The organism is Rothia endophytica (genome assembly GCF_039543885.1).
Lineage (GTDB): Bacteria > Actinomycetota > Actinomycetes > Actinomycetales > Micrococcaceae > Rothia > Rothia endophytica.
Window position 1 is genome coordinate 1,051,276 of the sequence record NZ_BAABKP010000001.1, and the last position, 20,215, is coordinate 1,071,490.

General features: G+C 52.3%; 19 protein-coding genes. 16 read left to right on the top strand and 3 right to left on the bottom strand.

From position 1 onward, the window contains the following. Positions 1-98 precede the first annotated feature (98 nt). The 11 genes from ABD982_RS04745 (at position 99) to ABD982_RS04795 (ending at position 11,175) form a co-directional block, all read left to right on the top strand. Positions 99-1,193, top strand: a complete 1,095-nt coding sequence (locus tag ABD982_RS04745; protein ID WP_345445164.1) for a 2,3-butanediol dehydrogenase — start codon at positions 99-101, stop codon at positions 1,191-1,193. A 143-nt stretch (positions 1,194-1,336) separates the two neighbouring features. Then, positions 1,337-1,762: a hypothetical protein gene (locus tag ABD982_RS04750; protein ID WP_345445166.1), complete on the top strand. Its 426-nt coding sequence runs from the start codon at positions 1,337-1,339 to the stop codon at positions 1,760-1,762. A gap of 143 nt (positions 1,763-1,905) precedes the next feature. Then, on the top strand, positions 1,906-2,991 hold the full coding sequence (locus ABD982_RS04755) for an App1 family protein phosphatidate phosphatase (RefSeq protein WP_345445168.1): 1,086 nt from the start codon (positions 1,906-1,908) through the stop codon (positions 2,989-2,991). Positions 2,992-3,571: 580 nt separating this feature from the next. After that, positions 3,572-3,805, top strand: a complete 234-nt coding sequence (gene nrdH / locus ABD982_RS04760; RefSeq protein WP_237203700.1) for a glutaredoxin-like protein NrdH — start codon at positions 3,572-3,574, stop codon at positions 3,803-3,805. Positions 3,806-3,920: 115 nt separating this feature from the next. Beyond that, positions 3,921-4,382 carry a class Ib ribonucleoside-diphosphate reductase assembly flavoprotein NrdI gene (gene nrdI, locus ABD982_RS04765; RefSeq protein ID WP_345445171.1) on the top strand — a complete coding sequence of 154 codons (462 nt, stop codon included), beginning with the start codon at positions 3,921-3,923 and terminating at the stop codon, positions 4,380-4,382. A 44-nt stretch (positions 4,383-4,426) separates the two neighbouring features. Beyond that, on the top strand, positions 4,427-6,526 hold the full coding sequence (gene nrdE, locus ABD982_RS04770; protein ID WP_345445773.1) for a class 1b ribonucleoside-diphosphate reductase subunit alpha: 2,100 nt from the start codon (positions 4,427-4,429) through the stop codon (positions 6,524-6,526). 192 nt (positions 6,527-6,718) lie between these two features. Then, positions 6,719-7,165: a MarR family winged helix-turn-helix transcriptional regulator gene (locus ABD982_RS04775; RefSeq protein ID WP_345445173.1), complete on the top strand. Its 447-nt coding sequence runs from the start codon at positions 6,719-6,721 to the stop codon at positions 7,163-7,165. A gap of 155 nt (positions 7,166-7,320) precedes the next feature. Beyond that, positions 7,321-8,295, top strand: coding sequence for a class 1b ribonucleoside-diphosphate reductase subunit beta (nrdF, locus tag ABD982_RS04780; protein ID WP_237203697.1), 975 nt, complete (start codon positions 7,321-7,323; stop codon positions 8,293-8,295). Between the two features lie 351 nt (positions 8,296-8,646). Continuing rightward, positions 8,647-9,489 (top strand): GNAT family N-acetyltransferase, encoded by an 843-nt coding sequence (locus ABD982_RS04785; RefSeq protein ID WP_345445175.1) that lies wholly within the window; start codon positions 8,647-8,649, stop codon positions 9,487-9,489. Positions 9,490-9,496: 7 nt separating this feature from the next. Beyond that, a complete protein-coding gene (locus ABD982_RS04790) occupies positions 9,497-10,183 on the top strand; it encodes a lipoate--protein ligase family protein (protein ID WP_345445177.1) in 687 nt (228 codons plus the stop codon). Next, positions 10,183-11,175, top strand: a complete 993-nt coding sequence (locus ABD982_RS04795; RefSeq protein ID WP_345445179.1) for an SOS response-associated peptidase — start codon at positions 10,183-10,185, stop codon at positions 11,173-11,175. The genes ABD982_RS04790 and ABD982_RS04795 overlap by 1 nt, the downstream gene beginning before the upstream one ends. Positions 11,176-11,239: 64 nt before the next feature. Here the strand turns inward: ABD982_RS04795 and ABD982_RS04800 are convergent, their stop codons facing one another. After that, on the bottom strand, positions 11,240-11,746 hold the full coding sequence (locus ABD982_RS04800) for a GNAT family N-acetyltransferase (protein ID WP_345445180.1): 507 nt from the start codon (positions 11,744-11,746) through the stop codon (positions 11,240-11,242). Between the two features lie 190 nt (positions 11,747-11,936). Here ABD982_RS04800 and ABD982_RS04805 point away from each other — a divergent pair, with 190 nt between their 5' ends. The 5 genes from ABD982_RS04805 to ABD982_RS04825 all read left to right on the top strand — a co-directional run bounded on the left by ABD982_RS04805 (position 11,937) and on the right by ABD982_RS04825 (position 18,412). Continuing rightward, positions 11,937-12,770 carry a fumarylacetoacetate hydrolase family protein gene (locus ABD982_RS04805; protein ID WP_345445182.1) on the top strand — a complete coding sequence of 278 codons (834 nt, stop codon included), beginning with the start codon at positions 11,937-11,939 and terminating at the stop codon, positions 12,768-12,770. A gap of 92 nt (positions 12,771-12,862) precedes the next feature. Beyond that, positions 12,863-13,747, top strand: a complete 885-nt coding sequence (locus ABD982_RS04810) for a DNA-methyltransferase (protein WP_345445184.1) — start codon at positions 12,863-12,865, stop codon at positions 13,745-13,747. Between the two features lie 197 nt (positions 13,748-13,944). Next, positions 13,945-15,957, top strand: coding sequence for a threonine--tRNA ligase (thrS, locus tag ABD982_RS04815; RefSeq protein WP_345445185.1), 2,013 nt, complete (start codon positions 13,945-13,947; stop codon positions 15,955-15,957). 120 nt (positions 15,958-16,077) lie between these two features. Beyond that, the gene (locus ABD982_RS04820; RefSeq protein ID WP_345445187.1) at positions 16,078-17,529 is read left to right on the top strand and encodes an AAA family ATPase; all 1,452 of its coding nucleotides are present in this window, start codon (positions 16,078-16,080) and stop codon (positions 17,527-17,529) included. Beyond that, positions 17,522-18,412 (top strand): HNH endonuclease, encoded by an 891-nt coding sequence (locus ABD982_RS04825; RefSeq protein ID WP_345445189.1) that lies wholly within the window; start codon positions 17,522-17,524, stop codon positions 18,410-18,412. The genes ABD982_RS04820 and ABD982_RS04825 overlap by 8 nt, the downstream gene beginning before the upstream one ends. A gap of 230 nt (positions 18,413-18,642) precedes the next feature. Here ABD982_RS04825 and ABD982_RS04830 read toward each other — a convergent pair whose 3' ends face one another. Continuing rightward, positions 18,643-19,671: an NAD(P)H-dependent flavin oxidoreductase gene (locus ABD982_RS04830; protein WP_345445190.1), complete on the bottom strand. Its 1,029-nt coding sequence runs from the start codon at positions 19,669-19,671 to the stop codon at positions 18,643-18,645. 18 nt (positions 19,672-19,689) lie between these two features. Then, positions 19,690-20,181: an FBP domain-containing protein gene (locus tag ABD982_RS04835; protein ID WP_345445191.1), complete on the bottom strand. Its 492-nt coding sequence runs from the start codon at positions 20,179-20,181 to the stop codon at positions 19,690-19,692. Positions 20,182-20,215 lie beyond the last annotated feature (34 nt).

Here is a 20,215-nt window from a genome sequence, read left to right on the forward strand (position 1 = left end):
ACACGGTAGCACCGCTCACATTAAGGAGGAATAAACTTAAATCAGCGGGTGAACAGCAATCGTGCACCCGCACCAAAAACTACCTAAGGTTGAAAACTATGAAGGCAGCACGTTTCTACGACCGTAACGACATACGCATCGAAGAAATAGAAGAACCTGCACCCGCCGAAGGAGAAGTGCTCATCAGCGTCGCCTGGTGTGGCATCTGCGGCACCGACCTTCACGAATATCTCGAAGGCCCCATCTTCTGCCCCACTCACACCACCCCGCACCCCATCTCCGGAGAAACCGCCCCTGTTACTCTGGGGCACGAATTTTCAGGTGTCGTTGCAGCACTGGGTTCAGGCGTCACTGACCTCGAGGTTGGAGACCACGTAGTAGTTGAGCCCTACATCATCGATGAGAGCGTTGATACCGGCCCCACCTCAAAGGATTACCACCTCTCAGAAAATATGAACTTCATCGGCCTCGCCGGGCGAGGTGGCGGGCTTGCCGAAAAAATTGCTGTCAAACGTCGTTGGGTTCATAAAATCTCTAAAGACCTCCCGCTCGATGAAGCAGCCCTTATCGAACCTCTTTCTGTCGGCTACCACGCCGTGGAACGCGCTGGCGGAGTCAAAGAAGGCGACATTGCTCTTGTCGGTGGAGCCGGCCCTATCGGACTACTCACTGCTGCCGTCCTCAAAGCTCAGGGCGCAACAGTTATCATCAGTGAAACCTCCAGCCTGCGCCGCCAAAAAGCACTCGACTCAGGAGTAGCCGATTACGCGCTCTCACCCACTGAAGTAGATATCCCCGAAGAAGTTAAAAAGCTTACCAACGGTAAAGGTGCTGACCTCGCCTTTGAATGCACGTCCGTCAACGTCGTCCTTGATACCCTCTTCGATGCCATCAAGCCTCAGGGTGTCATCGTTGTTGTCTCTATCTGGGGCAAACCTGCCAGCCTGGACATGCAAAAACTTGTCCTCAAAGAAGTAGACCTACGCGGCACTATCGCCTACGTCAACAACCACCCTGAAACCATCAAGCTTGTGGAATCAGGCAAAATCAACCTCAAACCATTTATCACCGGAAAAATCTTGGTCGACAATCTCGTGGACGAAGGGTTTGACACCCTCATCAACCGCAACGAAACGGCTGTCAAGATCCTGGTTACAACCAACCCTAGCTTCTCGCTGGACATCAGTAACTAAAAGGGGAGTCTCACTCTAAGCGCCACCGACCTTAGATGTCGGTGGCGCTTGTCTGCTCTCTAGCTGCGGTTTTACGCACAAACTGTCACAAACACCGGCGTAGCATTACCCCAAGAACCTGGGAGCACGCTATATTTTTATGTATGGCAAAGAAAAAAGTTACCCTCGCAACCGCCCTCGCGGCGTCCGCTCTTCTAGCAGGCTGCGCTCAGACCGTTGTTCCAGGCATCGGCATCGAAGAAATTAGCGACTGGGGTGGCCGTGACGACATCACCTTTGAGGTAATGGCATCGCTGGAGGGCAATGAAGCACCCGCCAAGGTCACTGTTTACCAGGATCAAATATCTTTTGACGGCAACACTGCTGAATTTACCGGCGAAGCTTTCTACAAGCTCACCGCAGATGACCTAACTGACCTCTCCGACTCTCAGATTCGTATCTCCGTTGAAGCAGAAGACCCCAACGCTGAGGTAGCCTGCGGCCTTAAGGGCACCGGTCTCACCCACCCACTGCACTCCACTGAAGCTGAAGGCACCGGCAGCGCATCCTGCGTGCTGAACGTCGACTAGCGAGCAAGCTCCATACCAAGACACACCCCAGGGGTGGGCATCACCGGTAGATGCCCACCCCTTGTCTTAACTCAACCTCTATCTTGCGCCGCCACTGTTCTACCGTGGCGTGTTAGGGCATAGAGTATGAAAAAATAAGGATTATGAGCACTTCAGGCGCACACGAATTCATGAATATAGCCCGAGAGGCAGCAGGCGAAGCTGTTAATATGGGTTTCCGTATCGGTAATAGAATCCACGCTCACCGTGAGCGCAGAGCGGAGCGGAACCAGCTTGAGCCGGTCATTGTGCCCAGCGTGGGCTACGGTAGCGATGGCTGGGTACGCGTGCTGGGGCGAGTGCTCTACAAAACCGATCTCTTTGAAGAATTTTTTGACTCCGTTGAAAAAGGCGATCCTGCCGTTGAGCCGGTGCGAGGCTGGCGCTCCTTCACTTCTGTGGCAATTTCATATGCAAAAATTACCGTTGAAATTGAAGGGGTTACCCACGACGTTCAGGCGGACCGCGGCGGGGTCGTGGACGTCCGTCTCGAGCAGCAGCTCGAACCCGGTATGCACAATGTCACCATGCGTACTGATGGCGGACACCCAGCCCAAACCAGCGTTTATATTGTTCCCAAAGACCAGCAAATTGGAATTATCTGCGATGTCGATGATACCGTCATGAACACCGCACTTCCCCGGCCATTACTGGCAGCATGGAACTCTTTTGTGCTCAACGAGCATGCACGCAGCGCTACGCCCGGCATGGCAGTCATGATGGATCGCCTGCACTGCACCTACCCCTCAGCCCCCTTCATGTACCTTTCGACGGGTGCGTGGAATGTTGCGCCCACTCTGCGCCGTTTCCTGCACCGCAATGGCTACCCCAAGGGAACCTTCTTGCTCACTGACTGGGGCCCCACACCAGACCGCTGGTTTCGATCTGGCCAGCAACACAAGGTCAGCACCCTCAAGCGACTGGCAGCTGAATTTCCCCACATCACATGGATTCTTATTGGTGATGACGGTCAGCATGACCCCGAAATTTATAATGGGTTCGCGGTGCGCTACCCTCACAATGTTAAAGCGATTTTGATTCGCAACCTCACTTTTGGTGAATCGGTGCTGTCCTCTGGTCGTGTCTGGGGTGACAATCGTGCCCAGGAAATCACCAAGGGAGCGCTCTGGCTTGAAGGCAACGACGGCACTGCCCTTTACGAGCAGCTCAAAGAGCGCGGTCTAGTCTAGAGTCGCACACCTCAGCCCCTATCTCAGGACGCCGGCCCCAGCAGCAGCCCACAGTGGTTGCCGCCCGGGCCGGCGTTCTTATCTATGCCTCGTTCTTGCCCACCAAAAACTCGGCTTGTCAAGTGTCAAACGCACCGGCGAAGCCGACACTCCGAGGCGAAAAAACTGCCCAAAATTTAAGGGGAGAGAGCGCTGATCTCAAGCCTAAAGTTTACGTTGAATCCCTAATCCCTGTTTAAACCGCGGAATCTTGCGGGTTAAGAAAATCTATTCCCACCGGAGCACAAAACACCTGCTTTTAAGCTCACAGTAACCAGCTTTCAGCTTCTCTTATAAAGAGCCCGGTGTGGATAACTCTCAGAAACCGCGAGAACAAGCGGAACCAAGCTGTGGATAGCCGCGTGTCTGTAAAAAATTGGTAAGAGACCACACTATCTAGGGGGTTGCGTGAGGAGGTGACACTAGATGTAGTATTAAATCTCGGTTCGGGGCACAAGAGCTTTAGCCTTCAAAACCCCAACCAGCAGACACGCCACTTCCCATATCCCCGTCTGAGGGATACCCCAAGGAGAGCTCCATCATGACCGTAACGGTGTACACCAAGCCAGCCTGCGTCCAGTGCAATATGACCTACCGCGCACTCGATAAGCTCGGCGTTAACTACAACACCGTGGACATCACCGAGGATGCCGATGCGCTGGCTCGCATCAAGGGCCTGGGTTACCTGCAGGCACCGGTTGTTATCGCTGGCGATGACCACTGGTCCGGGTTCCAGCCCGATAAAATCAACGCTCTTGCAGCTGCCGCAGCCTAACGCTTTACGATAGCCCGGGCGAAAATTCCAGAGTGAATTGCCCGGGCTTCAACATGCGCTGGCGAACTGCCAGTACATTAAGAGACCAGAACACCCCTTGCGGAGATGATGAGCTATGGAGACTAAACCCCCAGAAGAAATGCTGGCGACAGGTCAACCGACCATCGTTTACTTCTCGTCGGTCTCAGAAAATACTCATAAGTTCGTGCAAAAAACTGGCGTAGCGAATGTGCGGATCCCCCTTAAAACTGCGGAAGAGCCACCGATCATGCACGCACCCTATGTGCTCTGCGTGCCTAGTTACGGGCGTCCTGGGGGAGCGGGATCAATACCGCCACAGGCAGTTAAATTTCTCAACCAGCCCCAAAACCGTGAGCACCTGGTAGGTGTTATCGGTGCGGGCAATACAAACTTTGGTGACCTCTACTGCATAGCAGCGGAGAAGGTTGCCACTAAATGTGGAGTTCCCCTGCTCTTCAAATTTGAGCTCATGGGAACCCAAGAAGATGTACAAAAAGTTCAAGAAGGATTGGAAGAATTTTGGATTCAAAACTCTCTGTACCCGGCCTCAGCGTAGAACCCGGTCACGAAGACCCCAGCACCCCCGATAAATACCGCGGCATGGGCTACCACGAGCTCAATGCGCTACTGAACCTCTATGATGAGAACGGCCAGATTCAGTTCGAGGCTGACCGACAGGCAGCCCGCCAGTACTTCCTGCAGCACGTCAATAACAACACCGTGTTTTTCCACGACCTTGAAGAGAAGATTGACTACCTAGTCAAGCATCAGTACTACGAGCCCGAGGTCTTTGAGCGCTACTCCTTTGACTTCGTTAAGGCACTCTCCAAGCGTGCCTACGCTCAGAAGTTCCGGTTCCCCACCTTTTTGGGTGCCTTCAAGTTCTACACTTCCTACGCGCTGAAAACCTTTGACGGCCAGCGTTACCTGGAACGTTTTGAAGACCGTGTGGTTATGACTGCGTTGCTGCTAGGTGAAGGCAACGAGCAGCTGGCAGAAAGCATCGTGGACGAGCTCATCTCGGGCCGTTTCCAGCCTGCCACCCCCACCTTCCTCAACGCCGGCAAGAAGCAGCGCGGTGAGCTGGTCTCTTGCTTCCTACTCCGCATCGAAGACAATATGGAGTCCATCGGTCGATCCATCAACTCAGCTCTGCAGCTCTCCAAGCGCGGCGGCGGTGTGGCATTCGCCCTCACTAACCTGCGTGAAGCTGGTGCGCCGATCAAGAAGATTGAGAACCAGTCCTCCGGCGTCATCCCCGTCATGAAGCTGCTTGAAGACTCCTTCTCATACGCTAACCAGTTGGGCGCACGTCAGGGCGCCGGTGCAGTTTACCTGCACGCTCACCACCCCGACATCTACTCCTTCTTGGACACCAAGCGCGAGAATGCGGACGAAAAGATCCGCATCAAGACCCTCTCACTGGGCGTCGTCATCCCCGATATCACCTTTGAGCTGGCCAAGAAGAATGAGGACATGTACCTCTTCTCGCCCTACGACGTTGAGCGCATCTACGGCGTGCCCTTCTCAGATGTTAACGTCACCGAGAAGTACTACGAGATGGTCGATGATGCCCGCATCAAGAAGACCAAGATTAACGCCCGCGAGTTCTTCCAGACCCTGGCTGAAATTCAGTTTGAGTCCGGCTACCCCTACGTCATGTTCGAAGACACTGTGAATAAGGCAAACCCGATCGAGGGCAAGATTATTATGTCTAACCTCTGCTCGGAAATCCTTCAGGTGTCGGAGCCTTCGGTTTACAACGCTGACCTTGGCTACGCAACCGTGGGTAAGGACATCTCCTGTAACCTGGGTTCACTGAACATCGCTCTGACGATGGACGGCGGCGACCTGGCCCAGACTGTTGGCACCTCTATTCGTGCACTCACCTCTGTTTCTGATCAGTCAGACATCACCTCCGTGCCATCCATTGAGCGCGGTAACTCCATGAGCCACGCTGTGGGTCTGGGGCAGATGAACCTGCACGGCTACCTAGCCCGTGAGCACGTCTACTACGGTTCAGAAGAAGCACTGGACTTCACCAACATGTACTTCTACACGGTGACCTACCACGCCATCCGCGCGTCCATGGAAATCGCCAAGGAGCGCAAGGAAACCTTTGTGGGCTTTGAGAAGTCAAAGTACGCGTCGGGGGAGTACTTCGAGAAGTACATCAACGGCACCTGGGATTTCGAAACCGAGCGGGCCCGCGAACTCTTTGCCGGTCACTTTGTGCCCGGTGCTGAGGACTGGAAGCAGCTGGCAGCTGAGGTTGCCGAGCACGGTATGTACAACCAGAACCTGCAGGCTGTACCGCCCACCGGTTCTATCTCTTACATCAACGGCTCCACCTCATCGATCCACCCCATTGCATCGAAGATTGAGATCCGTAAGGAAGGTAAGCTGGGCCGCGTCTACTACCCGGCACCCTTTATGACCAATGAGAACCTGGACTACTACCAGGACTCCTACGAAATTGGTTACGAGAAGATCATTGATACCTATGCTGTGGCAACCCAGCACGTGGACCAGGGTCTGTCACTGACCCTCTTCTTCAAGGACACTGCGACCACGCGCGACGTCAACCGGGCCCAGATTTACGCTTGGCGTAAGGGCATCAAGACCATCTACTACTCACGTATTCGTCAGATGGCTCTTGAAGGCACCGAGATTGAGGGCTGCGTCAGCTGCATGCTCTAAAGCTCTGAGCTGTTAGCAAACCGCCGTTCCCCTGTGTGGGAGCGGCGGTTTGTCGTTATTTGCCTTGCGGAGGTCCTGAATGAGGTTTATAGTCAATATAACTAATAAGTTAAACTGATTATTTTGGGATGGCGCCTTTTGGAAAATTTTTTAACAGAGCACGCGCGCAACCTACACCATTCGGTGTTCAGGATGCATCGACGTCTGAGGAATGAGTCAGCTAGTTCTTCGCCCTTCACTTTTTCTGAGGAAACGGTGCTGGCTCAGCTACTGGTGCAACCTCGGCAGACGGGGGCGGAGCTGGCTCGTTTTCAGCAGATTACACCGCAGTCTATGAATGTCATTGTCCAGTCACTGTTGGCACGAGGTTACCTATCATCGGGTAAGAACCTGCTAGATAAACGCCGTAAAGAGCTCTATCTCACCGAGCAGGGAACCCGAATGATCACGTCCATTCAGGCTGAGCGCGAAGAGTGGCTGGTGGGCAGAGTTGCAGATGCACTGAGTGAAGAAGAAACTCAGGTGCTGATCAAAGCATTGCCGGTACTGCGTACCATGGTCGACCGCGCGTCACGCTTCGGTTCGGACGAACATGAAAATGAAGTTCCGGATGAACCTGAGGAGTTCGCCGGCGAATAGCTCGCGGTAGGGAAGCAGGGGAGGAGGTGGTGGTGTCCTCAACTGTGATTTTTACCCAGCCTGGGCCAATAGCTTTAAGTAGTCTGTGATGGAAGAATAGTAGACGATGCGCATTTTTGCGCGAAAGAATTTTGAACGAGGAGTTTCCCACCGTTATGAGTGAAAAGGTCAAGCTGGTTCACCACGTTGAAGCAATCAACTGGAACCGTATTGAGGACGAAAAAGATCTTGAGGTTTGGGACCGTCTGACCTCTAACTTCTGGCTACCTGAGAAGGTGCCGCTGTCTAATGATGTGCAGTCCTGGAAGACACTGACCGATGAAGAGAAGCAGCTAACCATGCGCGTTTTCACCGGCCTGACCCTGCTTGATACCATTCAGGGCACTGTGGGCGCTGTGTCTCTGCTGCCCGATGCTGTGACTGCGCACGAAGAAGCGGTGTACACCAACATTGCTTTCATGGAGTCGGTGCACGCTAAGAGCTACTCTTCTATCTTCTCCACTCTTTGCAGCACCAAGGAAATCGATGAGGTTTTCCGCTGGTCCACCGAGAATGAGCACCTTCAGAAGAAGGCCAACATCGTGATGGATTACTACCAGGGCGATGATCCGCTGAAGAAGAAGGTTGCCTCAACCCTGCTGGAGTCCTTCCTCTTCTACTCGGGCTTCTACCTGCCCATGTACTGGTCATCGCACGCCAAGCTGACCAACACTGCTGACTTGATCCGTCTTATCATTCGCGATGAGGCTGTGCACGGCTACTACATTGGTTACAAGTTCCAGCGCGCCCTGGAAAAGGAAAGCCCGGAGCGTCAGGCAGAGCTAAAGGAATACACCTTTGACCTGCTCTATGAACTGTACGAGAACGAAGTAGCTTACACCGCTTCACTTTACGATGGTGTTGGGCTGACTGAGGACGTCAAGAAGTTCTTGCATTACAACGCTAACAAGGCACTGATGAACCTGGGCTACGAGGCGATGTTCCCCGCCAGCGTCACCAACGTTTCACCGGCAATTCTCTCAGCGCTCTCACCGAACGCGGATGAGAACCACGACTTCTTCTCAGGCTCTGGCTCTTCCTACGTGATCGGCAAGGCCGTGAATACCGAGGACGAGGACTGGGACTTCTAAAACCATTCCTGATTTGGAACCCCGTAGTTTCATTCTTAGAACAGCAATATAGCGTAGCTGTTGAGAGGGAAACTGCGGGGGTTTATTGTTGTGGTCCTTTATGCCTCCACCACTTATAAATCTTGGTCTTATGCGGGTAACGCTTCTGCACGTCCCGCAGGGCAGCTAGCTTCTTTGGGATGGTGCCTTTCTAGAGAATTCACTTCACCAATTCCAGGTCGATTTACCCGCACCGCTCAAACCAAGAACCACAATCTTCATGCTCTCAGTTTAACCGCGGCACAAAATCTGCCCTCGGGCAAGCAGGCGGAGTACCCTAGATAGGTATACCTGCACCCCAGAAAGTGAGCTATGCCCACCCCAATCGTCAGCTATGAGGACGCCCTTACTCTGCTCAACCGGCAGCTGTCGGTGGATATGTGCCTGCCACCAGCGTCATTTGACCTCGCCTTCCAGCACGGCTCCACGCTGCTCACCAGTCAGCGTCTACCCCTCGAAGAGATGGACGCTGACCGCCGCCGCTACCGTGACCACTGGGAGCTTCGCCTCATCAACTACCGTGGGCTCACTGCAGTCTCTGCCGCCCACCCGCGCGTCCTGGACGCCGCCCAAGCACTGCTGGCAGGGGACAACGGCAACTGGGTGGGCGACTACTCCGAGCTGCGCAAACTCAACGACTATCTCACCCCCTTCGCCTTGCAGGTCTCGAGCACCTCACTCTTTTACACCCCCGGTCGCAGCTTCTGGGAGCACCAATCGGCGGCGTCCGCGCAGGACGTTAAGTTGCCGCAGATAGAGGGTTATGAACTACGCTGGTTAGAACCGCAGGAGCTTGAAGCTTTCCGCGACGATGAGCGTTTTAGCAATGCCCTGGGTTTCAAAGAACTTCGCCCAGACGTTCAGGTGCTAGCCGCACTTGCCCACGGTGAAATTGTAGCCCTTGCGGGGGCCAGCGAGGACTCCAACCTCATGCAGCAGATTGGCATCGATGTGCTACCTCAGCACCGTGGTGCAAGGTTAGCCGGCACCCTGGTCGGTACACTGGCAGAGGCCATTATCGCCGAAGGCTTTTTACCCTTCTACGGCACCAGCCCCTCGCACATCATTTCACAAAGAGTAGCGCTCAACGCCGGTCTGCAACCCACCTGGTGGGAGTTTGTATCCACCAGCCTCAATGAAATTTCAGTGGACTAGGTGCACCGTGCAGCTTCAACGATTCGGTAGTGATCATACCGCCACCATGACTGAAATGATCGATAGCGCCATGCAGACGGTGCGCGCTGTCGGCAGGGGAGAGCAGCCCTCAACCCTGCGGCTCTACCGCCCGGCACCCACAGTTGCTTTTGGGCGCCGAGATGAGCTCAACCCGCAATTTTCGGCCGCGCGCCAGGCCTGTCTCGCCCAGGGTTTCGAACCTCTGGTGCGCACCGTTGGCGGGCATGCTGCTGCCTACCATCGCGGATGCCTGGTGGTGGATCATTTTCAGTACGCCTCGGATGCCGTCAGCGGTAATCACGAGCGTTACGGCATTTTTGGAAGCATGTTTGCAGAGGCTCTAGAAAGTCTCGGCATTCAAGCGGGCGTGGGGGAGCTACCCGGCGAATATTGCCCCGGCGAATACTCGGTCTGGGGCCAGATTCCCGGCGGCCAGCGGGTAAAAATTATTGGTACCGCGCAGCGCGTGGTTTCGGGTGCCTGGTGGTTCTCCAGCGGTATCGTCGTGGAGAACCCTGAGCCGCTACGCGCAGTGACCGAAGACGTCTATCGTGCCCTTGGCCTGCCCTTAGACCCGGTAACTGTAGGGGCTCTGGCCGATATTGAACCGCTCATGACCGTTGACGATATTGAAGACGCTGTTATCGAGGCCTATGAAAGTGAGGGTTTCTAATGTGCGGCCGTTACGCTCTTGAACTAGCTTTAGAGCATACCCAGTACCTAGCAGGAGTCCAGCTCACAGAACCAATAGCCAATTACAACGTGGCACCCACCCATACGGTGCCCATTCTGGTGGATAGGCTGTTTGGAGACGAAACCCTGGAAGTTATGCCAGGTAGCACCGCATCTTTTGCTCCGCACGCTAGCCCGGACGCCGCGGCGTCTGCACCAGCCCAGGGCAGGTTTGTACGTGAGATGCACGCAGCCCGCTGGGGCCTCTTACCGGGCTGGGCTAAAGACCCTTCCTTTGCATCACGTGCCTTCAACGCCCGCAGTGAGACAATCTTTACCAAGCCCACCTTCCGTGAAGCGGCGGTGGCGGGGCACTGCGCTGTACCGGTTAGCGGCTACTACGAGTGGAAAACCGAGACAACTGCTGCCGGTAAAACAGCTAAGACCCCCTATTTTGTGCACCGCGCAGACGGTCGCCCCATCTACTTCGCTGGGCTGTACGAGTGGTGGAAAATCCCAGACGAGTTTGCTGGCCCTGCTTCCGGCTTTGAAGGGCAGGGCGGCCAATGGTTGCTGAGTTGCTCCATCATCACCATGGATTCACCGGGAAACGGTGAATTCGATAGCGGCATTCTGGCTGATTTGGGTGGCGAAGCGCCCTATGCCAACCAGATCGAAAAGCAGCTGGGGCAGCTGCATAACCGTCTGCCGATTCCCCTGAGCGTAGCCGATGACCGGGATGTAAGTGAAAGTGATAGTTTGACCTTCTGGCTGCGGTCGGGGAGAGCCGCTGGCACCCGTAAACCAGCCGACGCCGCGTCTAAATTGCATCAACGTCAGAGTGCAGAAGCAGCACTAGCTCACCTTCGGGAGCAGGCATTCGCTCAGACTGCGGGCTGGGCGATGCACCCGGTCAGCAAGGATGTCGGGAACGTTAGTAACAACGCACCCTACCTGATTGAACCCGCCGAAGACCTGCTAACAGGGCTCTAGGCATGCAGAAGGCAGAAAAAAAAGGGGCTAACCGTACATAGCGGTTAGCCCCTTGTTGTAGACCTTAGAGGATGTCTTCTGCCTCAGGGTACCAACGGTTGAAATCGAGGGTGAGGTAGAGGGCTAATGCTGCAGAGTTGTTGTCCTGGATGCGTACGGTAACCTGCTCGTAGCCGTCCTCGAACATCTGATCAATAGACCTGCGAATCAACTGTTCAGCAAGACCCTCACGGCGGCGGGATGCTGCGGTGAAGAGCTCATAGATGGTCGGCAGATCTTTGGGTTCTCTCGCGGGGCTGTGCTTGAGGCAGAGGGACGCGGCAATAACGCGGTCGTGTTCATCAACGACGACGGGGGATGCATCGGTGTAGAACTCACCGTGTTCACCGCGCAAAATCTTTTCCATCTCGATGGCAGCTTCAGCCTGGGAGCTGAAGCGGTCGCCTTCGTAGGAGGCGAAGTAGAGACGGGCTAAAGCCTCAGCGTCTTCAACCTGGGCAGGGCGAGTGCTGACGGTGATGGGCTTCGTTGCTTTGGATGTCTGGGAAACGAGGGTGATAAAGCCGCTCATCGCGAGCCTCCTTAGTATCTGAAATAAATTACACTGTGAGGTATAGAGTACTCTGTTTGCTAATAGTTATGTAAGGTATTCGTTATAAATTCATCTGCTTTTCTTTGTATTTCTTACCAATTAAAGAGTGTTTGACCTGCAGATTCGTTGATGATACTAAAAGAATTATAACTTTTAGAGGAGTAGAAATATGAAGTTCGCTCAGATACTTTTACGAGGAAAACCAGTTGCTGTTATCGAGCAAGGATCACGCTGGTATCAGCTGGATAAACCCTTGGCTGACTACTTGGCGACCCGCGAGGTTCAGTTCATTTCTGCCGAGCATATGGGTGCTCAACCGTTAGATCTGAGTGAGGGCGACTTCATCCGCCCTTTAAGCAACGTCTCCCGGGTGCTGTGCGTAGGCCTCAACTTCACCGACCATGCCAAAGAAGTAGGCGCTGAAACCCCCTCCCACCCCACTATTTTCACCAAGTTCGGCAATGCGCTCATTGGTCCTGGTGAGCAAATTCAGATGCCCCCCGAGAGCAATAAAATTGACTGGGAAGTTGAACTCTGCGCCGTGATTGGAAAGGAGGGGCGCCGCATCCCGGTTGAAGAAGCTGAGGAATACCTACTGGGCTACACCGTCCTCAATGACGTATCGGTGCGGGACTGGCAGGGGCGCACCAGCGAGTGGTTCCAGGGGAAAAACTGGGACTCAATGACCCCCTTCGGCCCGGTCATCGTCAGCCCCGACGAGCTAGATATAGCTGGCGGGTTAGCAATGACCTGCACCGTGGACGGTGAGACACGGCAGCAGGGTAGCACCGCCAACCTCATTTTTAGACCGGCTGAAGTGATTTCATATATTTCAACCTTCATGACTTTGCAGCCCGGGGATCTTATCGCGCTGGGTACACCTGCAGGGGTCGGTCTTTCACTGCGTCCGCGTAAGTGGCTGGCACCGGGGCAAACCGTGGTGACAGAGATTGAGGGCATTGGTCGCCTCACCAACGTCTGCTCCAGCGAGGGCGTGGCTTAACCCTCACTGGTGGGGAGCAACGCACCGGGGGAGCGTGGGGTATTCTGGACGATGTGTCGAAACGTTCTATTTGGTCAGCAAGTGGCGCCAGCATGGTGGTCCACGGAGATAACCTTGCCGTACTCAAAAACCTGCCCGATGAGTCGTTTCAGCTCATTTACATTGACCCACCCTTTAATACGGGTAAGGTGCAGCGCCGTCAGAGCATCAAGACGGTGCGCACCGAAGGTGGCTCACGGGTGGGCTACAAGGGGCACACCTACGAGACCATCAAGGGCGATGTCTACGGCTACAATGACTCCTTTGAGGATTATTGGGAGTTCTTAGAGCCCCGCCTGATTCAGGCGTGGCGCCTGCTCAAGCCCAGCGGCACCCTCTATCTTCACCTTGATTACCGCGAGGTGCACTATGCCAAGGTGGTGCTGGACGCCCTCTTTGGCCGAGAATGCTTCCTCAATGAACTCATTTGGGCTTACGACTATGGTGCCAAATCAAAGAAGAAGTGGCCGGCTAAGCACGACAACATTCTGGTCTACGTTAAAGACCCCGAGAACTACTACTTCAACTCCGAGGCGGTAGACCGTGAGCCCTACATGGCACCCGGTCTAGTCACCGAAGAGAAGGCGCTGGCTGGCAAACTACCCACGGACGTCTGGTGGCACACCATCGTTTCGCCCAGCGGCAAAGAGAAAACCGGTTACGCCACCCAGAAACCTCTGGGTATTCTGCGCCGTATCCTCCAGGCATCTAGTGCTGAAGGGGATTGGGTGCTGGATTTCTTTGGAGGCTCAGGTACCACCGGCTACGCCGCTGCCCAGCTTGACCGCAAGTTCCTGCTCATCGATCAGAACCCCGAGGCTGTTAAGGTTATGCGCAAACGTCTGCGTGGTATTGACGGTCTGGACGTTGATTTCAAAAAGTCCCGGGCAAAGGCACCGACTACACCTCGGGTTGAAGGTGCAGCTAAAGCTTCGTAAGGTCTTGTTGGGCACTCCTCAACGTCTTTACTAACGCCTACCCGTGCAAAACTTTTCACGTCTCTACCTATAGTTTCGCTGTCGCTCGGCACTGCAACAGCGGGTAAACTTATGCTTAGCCTGCGCCCCTGTATCGCGCAGGTGTAAGCCCGGCCCACCCATCGTAGGGGTGAGCACCAAACTTTAGGAGACACTCTTTGTCTACCCTCAACATCACCGTTGCTGGCGAAAACGTCAACGTAGAAGCTGGCAGCAAAGCCGCTGACCTGTTCGCTGAGAAGAGCGACATTGTTGTTGCTCGTATCAACGGCACCTTGGTTGACCTCTCCACCGAACTAACAGCAGGCGACACCGTAGAGCCCGTGAGCGTTCACGACCAAGAAGGTCTTGAAGTGCTGCGCCACTCGGTTGCACACGTTATGGCACAGGCGGTGCAGGAATACCGCAAGGACGCCAAGCTGGGCATCGGCCCCTACATCACCGACGGCTTCTACTTTGACTTCGATGTTGAGGAACCTTTCACCCCTGAGGATCTCAAGAAGATTGAGAAGTCCATGGTGAAAATCATTAAGAGCGGCCAAACCTTCCAGCGTCGCGTGGTCACCCACGAGCAGGCATGCACTGAAATGGCAAACGAGCCCTACAAGTTGGAACTGCTAGAACTCGCTCAGGGGCCCGGCTCAGGCGCGGACGCCGCTGAAGGTGCATCCGTCGAGGTGGGCGCTGGCGAAATCACCATCTACGACAACGTCAACCGCAAGGGCGAGACCGTCTGGAAGGACCTCTGCCGCGGCCCGCACGTGCCCTCCACAAAGATTCTTGCCAACGGCTACGCACTGATGCGCACCGGTGGCGCTTACTGGCGCGGTTCAGAAAAGAACCCCATGCTGCAGCGTATCTACGGCACCGCCTGGCCTTCCAAGGAAGAGCTGGTTGCTTACAAGGACCGCATCGCTGAGGCTGAGCGTCGTGACCACCGCCGTCTGGGCGAAGAGCTTGACCTCTTCAGCTTCCCCAAGACTATCGGCCCCGGTCTGCCTGTGTTCCACCCCAAGGGCGGCATCATCCTGCGCGAGATGGAAAACTACGTGCGCGAACGCCACATCGCTGAGGGCTTCCAGTACGTCAAGACCCCGCATATCTCGAAGGAAGATCTCTTCTACACCTCCGGGCACCTGCCGTACTACTCAGACGGCATGTTCCCCCCGATGGAAGACGAGGGTCAGGCTTACCGCCTCAAGGCAATGAACTGCCCCATGCACAACGAGATTTTCCGTTCACGCGGTCGTTCTTACCGCGAGCTGCCCCTGCGTCTCTTTGAGTTCGGCACCGTCTACCGCGATGAGAAGTCCGGTGTGTTGCAGGGCTTGACCCGCGTGCGCATGATTACCCAGGACGACTCGCACAGCTACGTGACCAAGGAGCAGGCACCGGACGAGGTGCGTCACCTGCTGAAGTTCATGCTGAGCCTGCTTGAGGACTTCGGTATGACCGACTTCTACCTGGAACTGTCCACCCGCGACACCGAGGGTGATAAGAAGGATAAGTTCATTGGCACCGACGAGCAGTGGGAAGAAGCAACCACTGTTCTGGAGCAGGTTGCTGGTGAGACCGGTCTTGAACTGGTAGCCGACCCCGGTGGAGCTGCCTTCTACGGCCCCAAGATTTCTGTTCAGGCGAAGGACGCAATCGGCCGTACCTGGCAGATGTCGACCGTTCAGTACGACTTCAACCAGCCTGCGCGCTTCGGTCTGGAGTACCAGGCGTCGGATGGTTCCCGCCAGGAGCCCGTCATGATTCACTCGGCTAAGTTCGGTTCGCTGGAGCGTTTCTTCGGCGTGCTAACCGAGCACTACGCGGGTATGTTCCCGGCGTGGTTGGCTCCTGTTCAGGTGGTGGGTGTTCCCGTTGCTGAGGCTTTCAACGACTACATGGGTGAGGTTGCCGCTAAGTTGGCTGCTCAGGGTGTGCGTGTTGATGTGGACTACGGCACTGACCGCTTCCCCAAGAAGATCCGCACCGCGTCCAAGGAGAAGGTGCCCTTCATCCTGATTGCCGGTGGCGAGGACGCCGAGAACGGCGCGGTATCCTTCCGCTTCCGCGACGGCTCCCAGGAAAACGGCGTCCCCGTGGACGAGGCCGTGGCAAGGATTGTGGAGCACATCAAGTCACGGAATAATGTGGATCCACTAGGATTCAATCGGAGCTAGCCAGTGACGTGAGTTGCTTGCGAACATAGATATCTAAAGGGGTTTCATCTAGTATTGATTTGCATGGAATCCCTTTAGTTAACCCCAAAATTGGTTGTATGAAAATAATAAATAGAGGATATGGGAAAGCTAATGAAAGTATTTTTGGTAAAGAAAATAAATTATCTTAAACTAAGTTCTATTTTAGAGAGATTTTTAGGGGAGGAGGGTGATTTTGTTTACATTATTCTGGAGAAACAAAGGCAGATTATAGATAAAGAAAATAAAATAATTGAATGCAGAGTAGGTTTTTACTTTAAAAATAAGAAATTTAGTGGAAACATCTACACAAAATCGTTTGCCGTTTTAATTTTTGATAGACAGACTTCAACTGCATTTAGAGGGGATCAGCCTTTAGATATCACTGATAAAATAATGGCATCTTTTGGTGTTTCACAAGAATATTATAATCCCCATTGGCCATTTCATGATTACGAGGATGTTTCTGTATTCGACGGAATAGGCACTAATTTAGAGTCTCTTCTAGATTCCTTAAAAGATGCAAATTTTGACTGGAAATATTATCATTTATTCCCTAGTCCTGAAAAATTGGATAAATGGATGTATGCATACGCCATCAAGAGTAAATGGTCATTAGATACGACTCCTGCAAATGAAATATTTTATATCCCATACTTCGATAAAATCGTTGAATTCAGAATTCAAAAAAAATCTTATATCTCAAACCAATGGGCCATTATTGGACCAAACGGGGCGGGAAAAACAACATTTCTGCAAAATCTGACAGAAGAGATATTGCGCTCAAGGGCGTATAAGGTACTTTATATTAATCTAGCTCCTATAAAAGATGATTACTCCGATAAATTTAGATTTTGGAGTGAGAGAAACAATAACTTCAAATTTTTGGGCTATTGGGATATCGCTGGCAAGTCAAAAGCGTATACTCAATTTAAAAAAAATTATCGGATTGCTTCAATGAAAAATATGGGATTGATGCGTGAGTATTTTAGTATATTAAAGAATGACTCCATATTAAAAGAAACGGTGAAAAACTGGGATTTTGAAAGCACATCACCAAAAATTACTGGGAATAATTTTTACGATTTAAGCGTCGGTCATAAAATAGTTCTATCAATTTTAGCTTTTATAGCTGCCGAATCTGTAAGCAATATGGTGCTTATATTTGATGAGCCAGAAAACTTTCTGCACCCTCCGCTAACTTCTGCATTGATAAATTCGATAGGTAAAATTACTAAAGTGTCCGGAGGAATATCAATTTTTGCAACACACTCGCCCGTTGTTATTCAAGAAATATCTAGAGATAATGTTTGGCAACTTTCAATAATCGAGGGTAATCCATTTATGGCACACCCTGCTATTGAGACATATGGTTCAAACCTGAGTAGAATTTTAGAAAATACATTTAATCTTGAATTTTCAGATTCAGGTTTTTACCGTGAAATAAAAGGTTTAGTAGCGAAAGGTTATAGCAGGGAACAGATTATTCACGAGCTAGGTGGATCTATTGGTGATCGTGCGGCAATGGTTCTTGAGGAATACATCAATGACTAGGTATATTTATAAAAAATATCAGCCTAAAATTAGTACTGGCAAAATAATTAGAGAAATTTTGGAACGTAAGAATAGTTCAGATTATTATCCTAATACTAACAATAGCTACATTATTCTGCTGAGAAATCATGTTTATTATAAAAAAATGTTTGATGGTAGCGGATATTTTGATATATCGAAAATTTTGTCTTTCGACGGCTCAGAAGCTGTAAGAATCTATCGGAATCTTGGACATGAAATTAGGAATAAAATATTAGGCATCCCAGCAGTAGTTGATAATAACTATTTTATTTTTTGCCCATACTGTGGTGTTAATCCTATGAGTAAAAGTGCTACAATAGACCATTTCGTGCCGCAGTCTGTTCTAGCACAATTATCAGCAGAGTCTTTAAATCTTATTCCATCCTGTTGGCCCTGTAACACTAAAAAAAGAGCAAATTGGTCTTCAAGTTCCGGAATTGTCGGTTTTCATCCATATCTTGAAGACTTCCCGGACGGAAGTATCATTCTATTTTTTGACTTTAGCAAGGTTCATATATCTTCAACGAAGATACTCTATCCTAAAATAGTCCTCAAAGCTGTTCCCATGCAAAATATTCTAATCCAAAAAAGAACAAGATTTATTATAAATCAATTCGATTTAAGTAGGCGATATTCAGAAACGCTTGTATTAAAAATGTATGATTTAATTACATTAATTAGAAAGATGCGGCATGAAGGAAAAAATAATTCTCAAATAATATTAAAGATTTATCATTATTCAAAAAGGCAAATTCAGGATGATATTGATGGATATCAAACGCTGCTATATCCTGAGTTCCTTTTCTATTCATCTTTATCCCGAAATTTTGCTGAGGCTTATAAGTTTGTCATGAATTATTGATATCATTTTAAATGATATCATTAATTTATTGGGGCTACTGCGTTCATTGTGTTCAGTCTGCTTAAATCGACTATAACTGTTTTCTAGCCGAACCTATATTAACATGGTGAGAGGATAAAATTTGAATGCAAGAATACCTTTTGTATTCAGAAGCTCCCATGCTGTCAGCCCTTAACAAGACCAGCATCTTTACCGCGCCGGGGTATCAAAAAATGCCATTAAACGACTGACTAGCCACTGGATAGGTTCGAGATAATTTTTGCAGTTGGTTTGGTCTGTGCCTGACTGAACCCATCCCCAGCCCAAGCATTAACGTGCTGCCAGGCGCCGGAGTCCTTGGCTTTGGCTCGTAGGGGAGCCGTCAGGTAATGCATCTGGGGGTAAACCGCAGGAGCGAGCGCGTCAAACTCAGCTACAAATTCATTGACGATGGCTCGGGCGGGACGTCCCGTAAAAGCACGAGTGAGCTGGGTTGCTGCGATTCCTGATTGCAAGGCATCGCGATGAGCCTGGCTGGTGCCCGCCTCATCACTCAGCAGAAGAAGCGTGCCAAGCTGAACTGCCTCAACACCCAAAGAGAGAAGCGACTGCACATCCTCGCTGTTACCGACTCCGCCACCGGCTACCAGAGGCAATTCAGTGACAGCTTGAACATCAGGAACAAGCTGCGACAAGGGTAGCTGGTTGACCTCGTCCTGCACCCTAAACGTTGATTGGTGACCGCCGGCGTTCGGCCCCTGAACACACAGAAAATTCGCACCAGGCTGGGCGGCGAGAGCAGCGTCCTGAGGATTGGTGACAGTTATGCCCACACAAGTACCAACCGCTTGTAGCTGCGCGATATCCTCTGCACTAGGGCAACCGAAGGTAAAGGTCACCACCGGCACGGGTTTGGCAAGTAGCCAGTCCAGCAAGGGGCCATAATGATCGGGTAACACCAGCTCATCATTGAGAAGGTCTAGACCGTACTGCTTGCCTAATGGTGCTAGTGCCCGGCGGTAGTCCTGCAGGAGCGCCGGGGTATTAACAGGATTGTCATTGGGGTCAGCCGGGCAAAATAGGTTTACCCCAAAAGGCCGTTCAGTAAGCTCCCGAGTTTGCTGCGCCTGCTCAGCAAGCTGGTCAGCGTTCAGGTAGCCGGCTGCCAGCATGCCCAGCCCACCGGCGTTAGACACCGCAACGGCAAGCTGTGGCGTACTCGGCCCACCTGCCATAGGGGCACCTACCAGCGGGATTTTGAGGTCAGCAAAATTAAACATCCTAGTGAACCTCCACAATCAGCTTTCGTTCTTTAAACGCTCAATGAAACCCAGCGCATTATTCTTGGTGCGCAATAGTCTATCCTCGACGCTCAGTGTCTCATCCATCTGGCGGATACCCACCGGCTTTTTCTTACCCAGCACATAGTCCGTACACGCCAGATTGGCGCAAAGGTAGGTGCCGATGGTGTTACCGCGCCTGCCAGACTCGCCAGGACGCGCGGCGGTGTAGAGCGAAATACCCGAGCCGGGGTGCAATGTCAGACAAAACTGACACATCTGAGCAGCCTTGCTCTGCGCCTTAGATTTCTGCAACAGAACGCCCTGAACTACACCATCCTGCTCCACGACCAGGCAGCCCTTCAACGGGCTTTTAGGGTCTAGCCACGATAGGAAAACCTGGTTCCCCCATGCGACTTCGTTGAGGTTGGGCAGGTTCAGGCGTTTAGCTTCTCCCTTCGAACAGTTAACAAAGCTAGAGCGAATGGTCGGCTCAGAAAGTTCTTGCATACCTACAATTCTACTTACCCTCTCAGCGAGCAAA